This is a genomic window from Terasakiella pusilla DSM 6293, assembly GCF_000688235.1.
In the GTDB taxonomy this organism is placed as follows: domain Bacteria; phylum Pseudomonadota; class Alphaproteobacteria; order Rhodospirillales; family Terasakiellaceae; genus Terasakiella; species Terasakiella pusilla.
Map to the genome: position 1 here is coordinate 34,901 of NZ_JHYO01000022.1, position 16,279 is coordinate 51,179.

17 protein-coding genes are annotated in these 16,279 nt (G+C 51.5%); 15 read left to right on the forward strand and 2 right to left on the reverse strand.

The annotated features are described in order from the left end of the window. Window positions 1–25 precede the first annotated feature (25 nt). Window positions 26–520 carry a MarR family winged helix-turn-helix transcriptional regulator gene (locus Q397_RS24325; protein WP_028880022.1) on the reverse strand — a complete coding sequence of 165 codons (495 nt, stop codon included), beginning with the start codon at window positions 518–520 and terminating at the stop codon, window positions 26–28. A 90-nt stretch (window positions 521–610) separates the two neighbouring features. On the opposite strand from Q397_RS24325, the gene Q397_RS0114470 reads away from it, so the two are divergent. Further along, a complete protein-coding gene (locus Q397_RS0114470) occupies window positions 611–1,051 on the forward strand; it encodes a PACE efflux transporter (RefSeq protein WP_028880023.1) in 441 nt (146 codons plus the stop codon). An 8-nt stretch (window positions 1,052–1,059) separates the two neighbouring features. On the opposite strand, the gene Q397_RS0114475 is transcribed toward Q397_RS0114470, so the two are convergent. Then, complete coding sequence (locus tag Q397_RS0114475) at window positions 1,060–1,746, reverse strand: GntR family transcriptional regulator (RefSeq protein ID WP_038014124.1); 687 nt, start codon at window positions 1,744–1,746, stop codon at window positions 1,060–1,062. 202 nt (window positions 1,747–1,948) lie between these two features. Between Q397_RS0114475 and Q397_RS0114480 the strand changes: the two genes are divergently transcribed. From Q397_RS0114480 to Q397_RS0114545, 14 genes are all read left to right on the forward strand, one after another. Further along, window positions 1,949–2,764, forward strand: coding sequence for a transporter substrate-binding domain-containing protein (locus Q397_RS0114480; protein ID WP_038014129.1), 816 nt, complete (start codon window positions 1,949–1,951; stop codon window positions 2,762–2,764). A gap of 72 nt (window positions 2,765–2,836) precedes the next feature. Beyond that, on the forward strand, window positions 2,837–3,496 hold the full coding sequence (locus Q397_RS0114485) for an amino acid ABC transporter permease (RefSeq protein WP_028880026.1): 660 nt from the start codon (window positions 2,837–2,839) through the stop codon (window positions 3,494–3,496). Between the two features lie 14 nt (window positions 3,497–3,510). After that, window positions 3,511–4,173, forward strand: coding sequence for an amino acid ABC transporter permease (locus tag Q397_RS0114490; protein ID WP_028880027.1), 663 nt, complete (start codon window positions 3,511–3,513; stop codon window positions 4,171–4,173). Further along, complete coding sequence (locus Q397_RS0114495; protein WP_028880028.1) at window positions 4,170–4,892, forward strand: amino acid ABC transporter ATP-binding protein; 723 nt, start codon at window positions 4,170–4,172, stop codon at window positions 4,890–4,892. Before Q397_RS0114490 ends, Q397_RS0114495 begins: the two co-directional genes overlap by 4 nt. A gap of 51 nt (window positions 4,893–4,943) precedes the next feature. Beyond that, window positions 4,944–5,849 carry a dihydrodipicolinate synthase family protein gene (locus Q397_RS0114500; protein ID WP_028880029.1) on the forward strand — a complete coding sequence of 302 codons (906 nt, stop codon included), beginning with the start codon at window positions 4,944–4,946 and terminating at the stop codon, window positions 5,847–5,849. A 15-nt stretch (window positions 5,850–5,864) separates the two neighbouring features. Further along, window positions 5,865–7,295, forward strand: coding sequence for an aldehyde dehydrogenase family protein (locus tag Q397_RS0114505; protein ID WP_028880030.1), 1,431 nt, complete (start codon window positions 5,865–5,867; stop codon window positions 7,293–7,295). 10 nt (window positions 7,296–7,305) lie between these two features. Beyond that, the gene (locus Q397_RS0114510; RefSeq protein WP_028880031.1) at window positions 7,306–8,541 is read left to right on the forward strand and encodes an NAD(P)/FAD-dependent oxidoreductase; all 1,236 of its coding nucleotides are present in this window, start codon (window positions 7,306–7,308) and stop codon (window positions 8,539–8,541) included. Between the two features lie 17 nt (window positions 8,542–8,558). Next, window positions 8,559–9,560, forward strand: coding sequence for a 4-hydroxyproline epimerase (locus Q397_RS0114515; RefSeq protein ID WP_028880032.1), 1,002 nt, complete (start codon window positions 8,559–8,561; stop codon window positions 9,558–9,560). Window positions 9,561–9,562: 2 nt separating this feature from the next. Then, a complete protein-coding gene (locus tag Q397_RS0114520; protein WP_028880033.1) occupies window positions 9,563–10,600 on the forward strand; it encodes a trans-3-hydroxy-L-proline dehydratase in 1,038 nt (345 codons plus the stop codon). After that, window positions 10,601–11,524, forward strand: a complete 924-nt coding sequence (locus tag Q397_RS0114525; RefSeq protein ID WP_028880034.1) for an ornithine cyclodeaminase family protein — start codon at window positions 10,601–10,603, stop codon at window positions 11,522–11,524. 3 nt (window positions 11,525–11,527) lie between these two features. Continuing rightward, on the forward strand, window positions 11,528–13,000 hold the full coding sequence (locus Q397_RS0114530; RefSeq protein ID WP_028880035.1) for an L-serine ammonia-lyase, iron-sulfur-dependent, subunit alpha: 1,473 nt from the start codon (window positions 11,528–11,530) through the stop codon (window positions 12,998–13,000). Window positions 13,001–13,150: 150 nt separating this feature from the next. Beyond that, the gene (locus Q397_RS0114535; protein ID WP_028880036.1) at window positions 13,151–13,936 is read left to right on the forward strand and encodes a DeoR/GlpR family DNA-binding transcription regulator; all 786 of its coding nucleotides are present in this window, start codon (window positions 13,151–13,153) and stop codon (window positions 13,934–13,936) included. Continuing rightward, window positions 13,933–14,952 (forward strand): ABC transporter ATP-binding protein, encoded by a 1,020-nt coding sequence (locus Q397_RS0114540; RefSeq protein ID WP_028880037.1) that lies wholly within the window; start codon window positions 13,933–13,935, stop codon window positions 14,950–14,952. Before Q397_RS0114535 ends, Q397_RS0114540 begins: the two co-directional genes overlap by 4 nt. Next, the gene (locus Q397_RS0114545) at window positions 14,952–16,217 is read left to right on the forward strand and encodes an ABC transporter substrate-binding protein (protein WP_028880038.1); all 1,266 of its coding nucleotides are present in this window, start codon (window positions 14,952–14,954) and stop codon (window positions 16,215–16,217) included. Before Q397_RS0114540 ends, Q397_RS0114545 begins: the two co-directional genes overlap by 1 nt. Window positions 16,218–16,279: the final 62 nt, after the last annotated feature.

Genomic DNA, 16,279 nt, shown 5'->3' on the forward strand with positions numbered 1-16,279 from the left:
TTGGCATGCAGAGGGACTGGAAGGTCTATTCCAGCTTTTCCAGTCCTTTGAGAAAGAGATTCCTGAGTTTGTGCATTTCTTCTTGGCTGAAGGTTTCGCCCAGAATTTGACGGTCCCCGATGGAGACGGCTTCCATCGCTTGTGCAGCGGCGTCTTCACCGCTTTTTGTCAGCTTGACCAGTTTGCTGCGTTTGTCTGTTTCATGCCAGACCCGTTCGATATAGCCATGTTCTTCCAGACTTTTGAGGAGCTTTGTCATCCCGCCGGAGGTAAGTAGGGCGGATTTATAAAGTTCCGTTGGCGTCAATTGGCGTGGATGGGGCAGGGCGCGCAGGGTGGTCAGGACTTCAAAGGCGGCGTGAGTGAGACCTAGAGGGGCCAGTTTTTCCTTAGCCTTGTTCATGATCAGGTCATTCATGCGGATCAGACACATAATCACATCATTTTCAACGCAGGACACCTCCGGCCAATGGGCGTCGATCAGGCTGAGTAATTGTTTAATGGCATATTTGTCTGTCATTGTGCCTCCTGAAAGCCACTATAAATCTTTCTTGCAAGATAGGTAGGTTTAATTTATCTATCTGGAAAGCTTTCTAGTGAGGTATGGGAAATGAGAACGCTTTCGGATCGTATCCGACATACAATGATGTTTGAGATTATGGCAATCTTGCTAACCACCTTTTTAGGTGGGTGGATTACGGGGCTGGAAATGGCCGAGATCGGTATGCTGGGTGTGTTCTTCAGTCTCATTGCGATGACGTGGAATTTGATCTTTAATTATCTCTTTGATCTCTGGAACAATAAATACCGTGATGCGCAGGCCAAGACAGTTATTTTGCGGGTTATTCACGCCAGTATTTTTGAAGGGGTGCTGTTTGTCATTGGCATTTTCCTCACCATGTGGTGGCTGGAGGTCGGCCTTTGGTATGCGATCATTCTGGACGCCGGGTTGTCCTTGTTCTTTTTGGTCTATGCGTTTTTATTTAACTGGGGCTACGATATTGTGTTCCCCATCCCACAGTCGACACAAGAAGAAGTCCCGGCGCAGTAAGAGGCTATTTAAGCAAGTTTGCTTGAGTTATTGCCCATAAATTCCATCAGACTGTTGTAGGAATCCTCAATGTGCTGACGGGTTAGGGCGGCGGCGCGATCCCCGTCGCCTTTTTCACAGGCTTCCAGAATTTCCATATGTTCTTTGCGCGCTTTCGTCATCCCGTCGGTAAGGACGAGCTGTGCGCGGATATAGGAATCGATACGGTCGCTGGCTTCATTGATAATTTTGAGGTGAAAAGGGCGGTTTGCCCCCATATAAAGCGCCTCGTGGAACTTCCGGTTCAACTCCCCCCATTTGGCAGAGTCGGTTTCTGTACTGAATTCTTCACAGCAGGCGCGCGCAATTTCCAAGGCTTCTTTGGAGATATTTTGCGCGGCATAGCGAACGACTGTGGGTTCCAGCAACAAGCGAATTTCATAAATCTCTTTAAATTCTGCGTCGGACAAGGACGAGACAATTGCGCCCTTATAGCGCTCATTTTTCACAAGCCCCTGAGATTCAAGCTTTTTTAGAGCTTCACGTACTGGAATGCGTGAGACATTAAAAATCTTGGCGATATTTTCCTGACGGATCGACTCGCCTGCTTTCATATTGCCGCTGATGATGGCATCGCGCAAAGCATCAAAGATAATATCCGACGATGAAGCTGTTTTAGCTAAGTCCACCGCGCGTTTTTTCAAGTCGTCGTACAAGGTTCATCCTTCCCAAAAGTCTGCCCTTTTTTGAATAAGCGACAATCGTTTCGATGTCAAACGAGATGGTGCTGTCAAAAATTTGTAAAAAATATATTGAATATTGTATCCAATATGCAATATGGTCAAATTCATCACCGATGTAAGAAGGCAAACAAAGGCTGCGCCATTGGTTCTGTTTTTAATGTGGAGGTTAATTTTTATGTTTAATCGGTTTATGAAGGCACTTGTTGTAGGTGCAGGCGTAGCGACACTGTTTGCGCAATCCCCTGCACAGGCGGATAAACTCGACGATGTGATTGATAACGGTGAACTGCGCTGTGGCGTGGTTCTGGATTTCCCGCCAATCGGCTACCGTGACTCAAATAATGAACCTGCCGGGTTTGATGTGGAATATTGTCAGGACTTGGCAAAAGCGCTTGAAGTAGAAGCGAAAATCATCCCCGCAACATGGGCGGAACGTCTGCCCTTGATCGTGACGAACCGCGCGGATGTGGTGTTTGGGGCAACATCTGACTCATTGGCACGTGCGAAGACGGTCGGTTTCACGATCCCTTATGCTATCTATTTTGCACAGGCTATTGTGGGTAAAGATACCGGCGTGACCACCTTTGAAGATCTGGCAGGTAAGCGCGTTGCCGCTGCTGTAGGGACTGCACCCGAGCAAGAATATTTGAAAATCGCTAAAGAGCGTGGCTGGGATAAAGACTATCAAGGCTATCAAAGTGAAAACGAAGTCTTTCTAGCTGTTGCGCAAGGCAAGGCAGATGTTGGTCTTACGACAAACACAGCCGTAAAACCTGTTGTTGATCAATATGAAACGGTCATTGCAGGCCCGCGCATGCCGTGGACAACAGATTACACATCCGTTGTAGGCCCGCGCAAAGACGTATCTTGGTTAAACTATCTCAATCTGTTTGTAACCCATCAGGTTCGCTCCGGTCGTTATGCGGAACTTTGGGGTAAGTATGTCGGTGGCGATGCCCCTGAACTGCGCATTCCCGGCGTAATGTACTAACCCTTTTCGGCGCCTGAACACACTCCCCCCATCCCCCCTTGTTCGGGCGCCGACCCCAAAGAGGTAGTTTTAATGGATTACAATTTTCATTGGCGACCCGTTTTTAACAAGCTCCCTGAGTTGTTAAGTGCCGGGTTGACCACCCTCGAAGTTGCCACCTTATCTATGATTATCGGCATTTTTTGCGGCCTGTTGCTGGCCATCGCGCGCATGTCGGATAACAAACTGATCCGCTGGCCTGCCACGGTCTGGGTTGAGTTAGCGCGCAATACACCAGCTCTGTTTCAGTTGTTTTTCTTCGGGTTTGGTCTGGGTGCTTTTTCAATCCACCTGTCGCCTTATTTTATCGTCGTTGCCGGACTGGCTTTCAATAACGCCGGATATCTGGCGGAGAATTTTCGCGGTGGTTTCCAAGCTGTGCCGGACACACAAATACGTGCCGCACGTTCCTTGGGCATGACCTCGACGCAGACCTATATTCGCATCGTTATTCCGCAGGTGTTGCGCATTGTGTACCACCCGATGACCAACCAGATGGTCTGGGCAGTGTTGATGAGTTCCCTTGGCATGATGGTCGGTTTTCGCGAACTATCTGGCGAGACACAGTTCTTCGCGTCAAAGACCTATCGAATGTTTGAATATTTCGCGGTTGCAGCCCTGATTTACTACGCAATTGTCAAAGTGATCCTTGGCGGTGCCAAGCTCGCATCCTTCAGACTGTTTAGATATTAAAGGAGGCCGAAAAAATGAGTAATACCGTATCCGTCTTTTCCGGTTTCCAGTTGAACGATATCTGGTTTATGGCAGAAGCTGCCGGGCGTACCATGTTGATTTCTGCGGTGTCTATCGTTGTCGGCACAATGGTTGGTATCGTGTGCGGCTGGGGAATGAATGCGGGCAACTTTATCGTCCGCAGTACCCTTGGCCCTGTGCTGGATCTATTTCGTAGTGTCCCGCTGTTGATCCAGTTGGTCTTGTTTTACAACTTCTTTCCGATCATTGGCTGGGCGTTGGACCCGTTTGCGTCCGGCATTTTTGTCCTGAGCCTGTACACTGCGGCCTTGGTGACCCAAGTGGCCCGTGCTGGCATTGACTCGGTTGGATTGCCCATGCGTCGTGCGTCGCGTTCTTTGGGGATGAGCTACTGGCAGGATATGCGCTATGTGGTTTGGCCCATTGGTCTGCGTGCGGTTTTCCCCGCTTGGGTTGGCGTGGCGTTGAGTGTGATGAAGGATAGCGCCTTGGTGTCCGTCCTTGGGTATGTGGAACTGCTGCGCGCTTCCCAAATCCTGATCACCCGCACGCAGGAACCGTTTCTTATTCTCGCGGTGGCAGGGGCGTTCTATTTCGCGCTTTCCTATCCGCTGTCCAAATACTCACAAAAGCTTGAAGAAAGGTGGGCCTCATGATCGAGATCAAAGGACTCCATAAATATTTTGGCGCGCTTCATGTTCTCAAAGGGATCGACCTGAATGTCGAAAAAGGTGAAGTCCTGAGCGTCATCGGGTCCAGTGGGTCCGGCAAATCAACCCTGCTGTATTGCATCAACGCTCTGGAAGAAATCCAGAAAGGGGCGGTCATCGTCGATGGGGTGGATGTCCATGCCAAATCAACCGACATGAACAAGCTGCGCCAAAATCTCGGCATGGTCTTTCAGCAGTGGAATTCTTTCCCTCATTTGACGGCGTTGGAAAATGTGGCCCTTGCCCCGCAGATCGTCAAAAAACATTCCAAGACCGATGCGTTGGCCATTGCGGAAAAACAGCTTCGCCACGTAGGTCTTGGGGAAAAATTAAACGTCTATCCGTCTGCCTTGTCCGGCGGACAACAGCAACGCCTTGCCATTGCACGCGCTTTGGCGATGGAACCTGAATATATGCTGTTTGATGAAGCCACATCCGCCCTTGACCCGGAACTGGTCGGGGAGGTGTTGGAAACCATGCGCATGCTGGCAGAAGAAGGCATGACCATGATTTGTGTTACCCACGAGATGGGGTTTGCCCGCGATGTCTCTGATCGTGTCGCCTATTTCCATCAAGGGGTCATGGAAGAAATCGGCCCGCCGGAGCAAATTTTCGGTGATCCAAAAAGCGAACATACGAAAAAATTTCTGGCTAATGTTCGCTAATTATGAAAACGTTTTAAAAAACCTATACTTATCAAAGAAGAGGAAAATACTATGTGGAATGGAATGATGCCTGCCGTCACAACAAAGTTCAAAGAAGACGGCTCCCTTGATGCCGCGGAAATGGAACGTTGTATCGGTTTGCAAATGGATGCCGGTAACGCAGGCGTTATCGTATGCGGCACGTTGGGCGAAGGCTCCATGTTGTCCCAAGACGAACGGATCGACGTTCTGAAAATTGCAAAAGGCGCATGTGGTGATAAGCCAGTCCTGTTGACAGTCAACGAAGCGGGCACCCGTGAGGCGTGCGAGCTGGCAGCCCGTGCCAACAAAGCTGGTGCAGATGGCCTGATGATCGTGCCGTCCCCGATCTATCACACAGACCGTCAGGAAACATTGGACAACCTGAACACCATCACACAAGCGGGCGATCTGCCAGTGATGATCTATTCCAACCGTGTGGCTTACCGTGTTGACGTGACACCGGAAATGATGATGGAACTGGCGAAAGATGACCGCTTTGTTGCGATTAAGGAAAGCTCCGACGATATCCGCCGTACAACGGAAATCATCAACGCCTGTGGCGATCGCTACAAAGTCTTTACAGGCGTAGATAATCTCGGCTTGGAAGCTTTGGCAATGGGCGCTGATGGTTGGGTGTCCGGCGTTTCCATCGCCTTCCCAGAAGAGAACCAGCGTATTTATGACCTGTTCCGTGCAGGCCGTATGGAAGAAGCCCGCGAGATTTATCGCTGGCTGCGTCCGCTGCTGGATCTTGATGTGTCTACAGCACTGGTTCAACAGATCAAACTGGCAGAAGCGATTGCGGTTGGCTCCACTGAACATGTCCGTGCACCGCGTAAACCTTTGGTGGGCGAGCACCGCGCATGGGTGGAAAAAGTGATCCGCGATCAGATCGCGTGCCGTCCTGACCTGTCTAAATATGCCCTTGCTGCGTAAGAAGGATTTGGCTTTATGACAAACTTTCCTAACCTGATCGGTGGGGAATGGACAATGGGGACGCAATCCGTCCCCAACGTCAACCCCTCGGATACAGCCGATGTGATCGGTCAAGCGGCCCGTGCGACAGCGGATGAGATGGATCAAGCCATTAACGCTGCCCATGAGGCACAAAAAGACTGGGCAAAGTCCACGCCGCAACAGCGCTTTGACGTGCTGGACGCCATCGGGACAGAAATTCTGGCCCGAAAGGAAGAACTTGGCGATCTGCTATCACGTGAAGAAGGTAAATCTTTGCCAGAAGGCATTGGTGAAGCTGCACGTGCAGGTCAAATCTTTAAATTCTTTGCCGGTGAAGCATTGCGCCTTGCGGGTGAACGTCTGGACTCTGTGCGTCCCGGTGTGGAAGTGGATATGCGCCGCGAACCTTTGGGCGTTGTCGGTTTGATCACGCCTTGGAACTTCCCCATCGCTATTCCGGCATGGAAGACAGCGCCTGCCATTTGTTATGGCAATGCGGTTGTCTTAAAAGCTGCAGAAGCGGTGCCGGGCAGTGCGTGGGCTTTGGCTGATATCATTTCACGATCCGGCTTGCCCAAGGGCGTGTTTAGTCTGGTCAACGGTCGGGGATCAGAGATCGGCCCCGTGATGATTGATCATCCGAAAGTGGCGGCAATTTCCTTTACAGGGTCCGTGCAAACGGGGCGTAGTGTTGCCCAAGCATGCGCAGTCAACTTTAAAAAAGTTCAGTTGGAAATGGGCGGTAAAAACCCCATGGTTGTGCTGGATGACGCTGACCTTGAAGTCGCGGTTGGGGCTTGCGTCAACGGTGCCTTTTTCTCAACCGGTCAACGCTGCACAGCCTCCAGCCGCATGATCGTGACAGAAGGCATCTATGATGACTTCGTCGCTGCTATGACAAAGGCCGTCAGCGCCCTTAAAGTCGGTGATGCGCGCGATGCGTCTACCCAAATCGGCCCAGTGATCGATGAACGCCAGCTTGAAAAAGATCTGGAATATGTCGAAATCGCAAAAGCTGAAGGGGCAACGCTGGCTTGTGGCGGGGAACGACTGGACGGCAACGGCTACTTTATGAGCCCGGCGCTGTTTACGGATACCCGCAATGATATGCGCATCAACCAAGAAGAAGTTTTTGGCCCGGTCGCAACGATCATAAAAGCCAAGGATTATGACGAGGCGCTAGCGCTGGCAAATGACACCGAGTTTGGTTTGTCTGCGGGGATTTGCACGACATCGCTTAAATATGCCACACACTTTAAGGCCAATGTGAAAGCGGGTATGGTGATGGTCAACTTGCCAACCGCAGGCGTGGATTATCACGTGCCCTTTGGCGGGACCAAAGGGTCCAGCTATGGTTCGCGCGAACAGGGGCGTTATGCGGCGGAATTTTATACCACCGTCAAAACGTCTTATACCCAAGCATAAGGAAACACCCATGGGGAAGTCAGAACATATCGTCGTAATCGGCGCAGGTATCGTCGGGCTTGTGGTGGCTGAAAAACTGATCAGTCAGGGCAAGCAGGTGACATTGGTGGAAAAAGAAAAAGTGGCGGCAGGGGCCTCGCAAGGCAATGCGGCTGGGTTGGCTTTTTCCGATATTATGCCGCTGGCTTCTCCGGGGATCGTCAAAAAAGCGATCAAGTGGTTTCTGGATCCTGTGGGGCCGTTTGCTGTGGTCCCGCAGGATTTGCCGCATACACTGGGCTGGCTGTTGCGTTTTTTAAAAGCCGCGCGTCCCGCCCAGTTTAAACGCAGTATTGATGTGCAGGCGGCCCTTATGCATCTGGGGCGCGATACCTTTGCGCCGATGTTAAAACGCACGAACCTTGACCATATGGTGCGCACCAACGGCGCGCTACATGTCTATGAAAGTCAGGCGGCATTTCAGGCAGATTTAAAAAACTGGCACTTCCGTAAAGAACATAATATCGACTTTGACGTCTATGAAGGCCAAGCGCTGCATGATTTCCAGCCCGGATTGGCGAAAAGCTTTGTTGCGGGTATTTTTGCCAGCACTTGGCAGTCCGTTTCCAACCCGCATGATTTTTGCCGCGCGATCCATGATTATCTGCAAGGCCAAGGCGTGCAGACGGTCTATGGGGAAGTTACATCCCTGTCTGATGGGCAGGTGAGCTTGGCAAATGGTGATAAGATTGCTGCCGACAAAATCGTTTTGGCAGCAGGTCCTTGGTCGTCACAGCTTAGCAAACAACTGGGTGATCCTGTGCCGTTGATTGGGGAGCGTGGGTATAACACGACCTTGCCCAAATCTGCGTGGCCTGAATTGGATCATACGCTGGTGTTTAGCGAACATGGCTTTGTGGCTGTACCCTTGTCGGATGGCGTGCGCATCGGTGGCGCTTCGGAAATTGCGAAGCTGGATCGACCCGCCAACTACAAACGATCAAAAACCATGCTGGCGAAGGCGCGAAAGTTATTGCCTGACCTCAAGGATCAGGACGGTGTGGAATGGATGGGCGCACGGCCTGCCATCCCGGATACGTTGCCTGTGATCGGTTATTCCACCAAATCTAACAACATCATCTATGCGTTTGGGCATGGGCATTTGGGCTTGACCCAGTCCAGTGCAACCGCCCAACTGGTTTCAGAACTTATTGAGGGGCAGGACACATCTATTGATGTGCAGGCGCTGCGTCCCAACCGTTTTTAAATTAAGGAAAAACAAAAATGGCAAGAAACACGTTTTTTTGTATCGATGGGCATACCTGCGGGAACCCCGTTCGACTGGTCGCAGGTGGTGGACCGGAGCTTAAAGGCGATACCATGTTGGAAAAACGCGCGCACTTTCTGGCAGAATATGACTGGATCAGAACGGGCCTGATGTTTGAACCACGTGGGCACGATATGATGTCTGGCTCCATCCTCTATACACCGACGCGCGACGATTGCGATGTCGGCATTTTGTATATCGAAACATCGGGCTGTCTGCCCATGTGTGGGCACGGCACCATCGGTACGGTGACCATGGCGATTGAAAATGGCCTCGTCAAACCCAAGACACCGGGGGTGTTGCGACTGGATACACCCGCAGGTCTGGTGGTCGCAGAATATACCCAAGTCGGGGAATATGTCGAGGAAGTCCGCCTGACCAACATCCCGTCTTTCCTTTATAAACAAGGGCTAAGCGCGGAGATTGAGGAATTGGGCGATATCTTTGTGGATGTGGCCTATGGCGGGAATTTTTATGCCATCGTTGATGCACAAAGCAATTTTCAGGACATGGCGGATTATACCGCAGGCCAGTTGATTGAATTTAGCCGTAAACTACGCAGCGCCTTGAACGAAAAGTACGAGTTTGTGCACCCGGAAAAGCCGGACATTAAAGGCCTAAGCCATATTTTATGGACGGGCAATACCACACAACCCGAAGCCACAGCACGCAACGCCGTGTTTTATGGCGATAAAGCGATTGATCGCTCCCCTTGTGGCACAGGGACGTCATCGCGCATGGCACAATGGGCGGCGCTGGGCAAATTGTCTGTGGGCGATGAGTTTATCCACGAAAGCATCATCGGCTCCATGTTTAAAGGCCGCGTAGAAGGCACCGCAAAAGTGGGGGACTATGACGCAATTATCCCGTCCATTGCGGGCTGGGCACGTCAGACCGGCACAAGCACCATCACGATTGATGATCGCGACCCCTACAAACACGGTTTTGTGGTGAAGTAACCATGCGCTCTTCAAAAGTTATTCATGTCGTCGGCTGCCATGCAGAAGGCGAAGTCGGGGACGTGATCGTTGGCGGCGTCGCCCCGCCACCGGGTGAGACGGTCTGGGAGCAATCGCGTTGGATTGCCAAAGACGATACATTGCGCAATTTTGTGCTGAACGAGCCACGCGGTGGGGTGTTTCGCCACGTCAACCTGTTGGTGCCTGCCAAAAATCCAGCCGCGCAAATGGGCTGGATCATTATGGAACCGGAAGACACGCCGCCCATGTCGGGATCAAATTCCATCTGTGTGTCCACGGTTTTGCTGGAAACAGGCATTATCCCCATGCAGGAACCTGTGACCCACATGACGTTGGAAGCCCCGGGCGGTCTGGTCAACGTGACAGCCGATTGCAAAGACGGCAAGGTAGAGCGCGTGACGGTCCAGAACGTGCCGTCCTTTGCCGATAAACTGGATGCCAAGCTGGAAGTTGCAGGCGTTGGCACATTGACGGTGGATACTGCCTTTGGCGGGGACAGCTTTGTCATGGCATCGGCAAAAGAACTGGGGTTTGAGATCAAACCCGATGAAGCCCGCGATCTGGCGGAAATGGGGATCAAGATCACGAATGCGGCTAATGAACAACTGGGCTTTCATCATCCCACCAACCCGGATTGGATCCATTTTTCCTTCTGTCAAATCCATGCCCCCATGATTGAGGAAGGCGGGATTAAGTCGGTTAAAAACACGGTTGTCATCCAACCGGGCAAGCTGGATCGATCCCCCACAGGGACAGGCGTGTCGGCCCGCATGGCGGTGTTGCATGCGCGTGGTTTGATGGATGTGGGGGAGAGATATATCGCCCGATCTGTCATCAATTCGCGCTTTGACGGGCGGATTGTCAAGACAACCAAAGTGGGTGACAAAGACGCGATTATCCCGGAATTGTCCGGTCGGGGCTGGATTACCGGCACCTATCAACATATGCTGGACCCAAGTGACCCGTGGCCCGAAGGGTATCGGATCGGTGATACTTGGCCCATGTTTAAGGAGGCATAAATGAGCGCACTATCTTTTATTCAAGCCGTTGAGGTGGAGCATCTGCTGTCGTGGAAAGGTGTCAGCGATGCGATGATCGAAGGCCATAAAAAGCCGCGCGCCGATATTGATGATATCCTGTTTAAACATGGCGAAGATGCGTTGCTTAACCGTGCTGCGTGGATCAAGGGTGCAGGGATCGGGATCAAGACGGCGACGATTTTCCCTGACAATAAAACCCGCACACCCACATTACCCAGCATCCATGCGGTCTTTACCCTGTTTGATGATGAAACAGGCGTGCCCACAGCCTTGATCGACGGGATCATGGTGACGAAATGGAAGACGGCTGGTGATAGTATCCTTGGTGCGCGTTTGCTTGCCAGAGCGGATAGTAAAGTGCTGGTGATCGTCGGGGCAGGGGCAGTTGCAGACTCCCTCATCGATGCGTATCGGGAAGTTTTCCCAAATCTGGAACGTATCTTGGTTTGGAACCGCACGTTCGCCAAAGCGCAGGAACTGGCAGATAAAAAAGGTGTTGAGGCCGTGGAAGATTTACCAACTGCCTTGGCCCAAGCTGATATCGTTTCGTCCGCCACCATGACAGTTGAGCCGTTTTTGGAAGGGGACTGGATCAAGCCCGGAACCCACGTTGATTTGATCGGGGCGTATCGACCAGACATGCGCGAAGCCAAAGACAGCCTGATCACCAAAGGCAGCCTGTTTGTCGATGCGCGTGAAACCACATTGCATGATATTGGCGAGCTGATGATCCCGCTTAAAAACGGTGTCTTAAAGGAAGAGGACGTCAAAGGTGATTTGTATGATCTGTGTAATGGGGCAGGCGGGCGCACCAGTGCAGATGAGATCACCATCTACAAAAATGGTGGCGGGGCGCATCTGGATTTGATGACCGCACTTTATATCCAAAAGACAGCAGGTTAAGACATGCATTATCCCTCCATTTTCAATGATGCAATCGGCCCCGTTATGCGCGGGGCGTCAAGTTCTCATGTTGCCGCGGCCCATCGCATTGGCGCATTGGCCCGTGATTATATGGACGGGGATTTTGATACGGTCCTGATCGAATATGACCCGAACGGATCGCTGGAGCCAACCCACGAAAGCCAAGGCTCCGATATGGGGTTGTTTACCGGATTGATGGGCTGGCCTGTAACCGATGAACGTATGGCAGACTCCCGCACTTATCTGGAAGAAACGGGCGTGTCGGTCGACATCCGCATTACCGATTATGGTGCAACTCATGAGAATACTTATAAGCTGACCTTGGCAAGCAAAGATCACACGCTGTGTATGCTTGCGATTTCAACGGGCGGGGGGATGATTGAGGTCATTGAGATCAATGGCACTAAACTCTCGATTTTCGGGGACTTCTACGAGACATTGGTGGAAGGGGATGCACCGGACGTGGAGGCCGATTATATCTTGCCGCGTGGGGGCTTTACCCAGATTAAAAGTCAACAGCCGCTGGATTTACCTAACGCGCGCACCATGGCCCCTGTCTTGCCGATTGCATCACGCAAAGACCTGACGGTGCCCTTTTGTGATACCACCAGTCTGTTGGCCTATAATCAGGATAAGGATTTAAAGTTCTGGGAATTGGCACTTGCGTACGAAAGTGCACGTGGCGGCCTTTCGAAAGAAGATGTCTTTGAAAAGATGCGCGATATTGTGCAGATTTTGGATAAATCTATCGCAGATGGTATTAATGGCACCAGCTATCAAGATCGCATTTATCTGGCCCAAGCCCCGCTTTATAAGAAGAAAGCGGGCAGCAATAACTTCATGGATTTGGGCTTGCAAAATGATGTGATCTTGGCGGTCACGGCCTTGATGGACGTTAAAAGTTCCATGGGGGTCATCGTTGCGGCCCCGACAGCGGGGTCTTGCGGGACATTGCCGGGCTGTGTGCTAGGTGTAGCAAACGCGCTGAACATGACAGAAGATCAAAAGGTCAAAGCCATGCTGGCAGCAGGCTTGATCGGGGTCTTTATCGCGCGGATGGCCACCTTTTCAGCAGAAATTGGCGGCTGTCAGGCCGAAACCGGATCAGGATCAGGCATGGCGGCGGCGGGGCTTGTCACCTTGTTTGACGGTAGTGTGGATCAAGCCATAGGGGCTGCGTCCATGGCGTTGCAAAATACGTTTGGGCTGGTCTGTGATCCGGTGGCAAACCGTGTGGAGGCCCCTTGTTTGGGTAAAAACGTGCTGATGGCGGGCAATGCGCTGTCAGCCGCGAATATGACCTTGGCAGGGTTTGACGCGCTTATTCCGTTGGATGAGGTGATCGTTGCCATGCATAAGGTCGGACAGGCGATCCCGTGTGAATTGCGCTGCACAGGCAAGGGCGGTCTTGCCATGACGCCGACTGGACAGCGCTTGTTTAAACAGTTTAACTGAGCTTAGCGCATATACACAATCTTTGAGGCCAATCCGTTTAATCGGGTTGGCCTTTTTTGTTTTGTCATAAATCTTTAACCCGAAACCACAAAAACTTTCATATGAAGCTCGTATGCTTTCGTTCGAAACAAAAAGAACGTGTGGGCCGTAATGCAGCTATCTGAAAGACAACAAGAAATTTTACGCCGATTGCGCGATGAAGGCGGGACGGTGTCCAGCAATGTGCTGACAAACAGTTTCGATGTCTCCGTGCAGACTATCCGAAAAGATTTAAACGAACTGAGCGACCTTGGTTTGGTCAAGCGTGTCCATGGTGGGATCACCTTGCCGGTGCAATCTAATAACCTGTCGTTCCAAAACCGCCAGATCATTAATCATCAAGCGAAAGAGATGATCGCACGCACATTGGTGGACGATATCCCCGAAGGCGCGAGCATCTTTTTAGGGATTGGCACAACACTGGAAAAAATCGCCGAAGCCTTGTTGCATCATCCCGGTTTGACCGTCGTAACGAACAACCTGAACGCCGCGCTGATCCTGTGTGGCAACGATAAGGTCAAGACCTATCTGGCAGGCGGGCGTGTGCGGGTGGCTGATCAGGACACGATGGGGGAGGAAACGACCGCCTTCTTTCGAAAGTTTCAGGTCAGCTACGGTATTTTTGGGGTCGGCGGTATTGGGGAAAATGGCGCGTTGCTCGATTTCTCCCCCGAAGAGTCTCATATCTCCCGCGCGATTTTGGAAAGTTGCGAAAAACGCATCCTTGTTGCCGATAAACGCAAATATATGCGCAGTGCGCCTGTGCGCACGGGCCTTTTGAGCGAAGTAAACTGTTTTTATATCGATGAACTGCCCGAAGGTCTGGACGATCTGTGCCGTGATGCGGACGTCAAGGTGATCGAATGTTCTGCGCAAACCGGAGGGTGCGGCAAATGAGCTATATTTGCGTCAAAGGGCTGACCAAACGCTATGACGATGTGGTCGCGGTCGATAACATCAGCTTTGAAGCCGAAGAAGGCGAGTTTGTCGCGCTGCTTGGCCCGTCAGGCTGTGGTAAATCCACGACCTTGATGATGTTGGCAGGGCTAGAAGACCCCAGCGAAGGCAGCATTGTCTTTAATGGGCAGGATGTGACCAAGGCTGCACCGGGTAAGCGTGGCTTGTCCATGGTCTTTCAATCTTACGCGCTATTCCCGCATCTGAGCGTCGGGGAGAATATCTTGTTTGGATTAAAAGCGCGTAAGGTTTCGAACAACGAAAGAAATGCGCGGCTGGAAGAGGTTCTCGACCTCGTAGATTTGCGCGCCCACGTCAATAAAAAGCCGGGACAACTGTCCGGCGGGCAGTGTCAGCGCGTTGCTTTGGCACGGGCCATTGTGTCGCGTGCCCCGATCTGTTTGATGGATGAGCCGTTATCCAATCTGGATGCCAAGCTGCGCAACGAAATGCGCACGGAAATCCGCGCCTTGCAGAAAAAACTGGGTTTGACCGTCATCTATGTCACCCACGATCAGGTGGAAGCCATGAGCATGGCAGACCGTGTGATCCTGCTTAACCAAGGGCGGATCGAACAAAACGGCAAACCCGAAGACCTTTATAATAAACCGGAAAGTACCTTCGTTGCTGGCTTCATCGGGCACCCGCCCATGAACCTGATTGCAGATGCGCAAATGGTGTTGGGCATTAGGCCTGAACATATCGCGCTGTCAGAAGGCGCGGGCCTTTCCACCTCAGTTATCAACTGCGACTACCACGGGGCAAATACCCTGATCGCCGTTGATTATCGTGGTCATGCCTTGAAGTTTATCCTTCAGGGTCACCACAACCATCCTGTCGGCACACCGCTAAACATCCAATGGCAACGCGGGCAGGAACATTACTTCTCCGACCAAAATGGCCGTCGACTGGCCGTCCCTACTGTTTCTCATTTTTTAACTGAAGGATTATCCTAATGTTGCGTTTTGCAAAGACAGGTTTGCTGGCAGGTATGCTGGCGGCATCTGTTTCCACTGTTTCCTATGCGAAGACAGAACTGACAATGTATTACCCTGTTTCCGTTGGCGGTCCGTTGACCAAAGTGGTCGACGGTATGGTCAGTGAGTTTGAGGAAAAAAACCCGGATATCGACGTAAAAGCAATCTATGCGGGTAACTACAACGATGCCCGTATCAAAGCTTTGGCTGCGTTGAAAAGTGGTGAACCTGCACAGTTGTCCGTTATGTTTTCGATCGACGTGCACGAACTGATGGATCTGGGGACAATCATCCCATTTGATGAAGTCGCAACCACGGAAGAAGACAAAAAGTGGCTGAAGAGCTTCTATGGTCCATTGATGCAAAACGGTATGGTTGACGGCAAAACCTATGGTGTGCCGTTCCAACGGTCCACCATTGTGATGTATTACAACAAAGACCTGTTCCGCAAAGCGGGCCTTGATCCAGAAAAAGCCCCGCAAAACTGGGACGAGCTGGTCAGCATGGGTAAAAAACTGACCAAAGACGGTCAGTGGGGTGCGATGATCCCGTCCACAGGCTACCCATACTGGATGTTTGGTGCCTTGACCAAGCAAAATGGCGAAGTTCTGATGAACCAAGCGGGTAACGAAACGTACTTCGATAAAGACGGTGTCGTTGAAGCGTTGGAGTATTGGAAGTCACTGGGCAGCGAACATAAGATTATGCCGACAGGCACAATCGAATGGGGCACCTTGCGTCAAAACTTCCTTGAGCAAAAAACTGCAATGATGTGGCATTCCACAGGCAACCTGACGGCTGTTAAGAAAAACGCGACCTTTGATTTTGGTGTTGCAATGTTGCCGAAAAACAAAGAGTTCGGCTCCCCAACCGGTGGCGGTAACTTCTATCTGTTTAAAAAATCCACACCGGAAGAACGTCAGGCCGCGCTGAAACTGGTCAAGTTTATGACTTCGCCAGAACAAGCGGCAAAATGGAGCATCTCAACGGGCTATATGGGCGTCAGCCCGGCGTCTTATGACACACCGGAACTGAAAGCCTATGTGAAAGAATTCCCGCCAGCAGCCGTTGCGCGTGACCAGTTGGAACATGCAACTGCAGAACTGTCTACTCATCAGGCAGGCCGTGTACGCAAACTTTTGGATGACGCCATCCAAGCGACACTTAGCGGTCAATCTTCTGCGAAGGACGCGCTTTCTTCTGCCCAAAAGCAGGCTGAACGTATCCTGAAACGCTACAAATAAGACCTTTCGACACAGGTGTCCTTGTTGATCCGGCAAGGGCACCTGCTGCGAACGAGATGAGA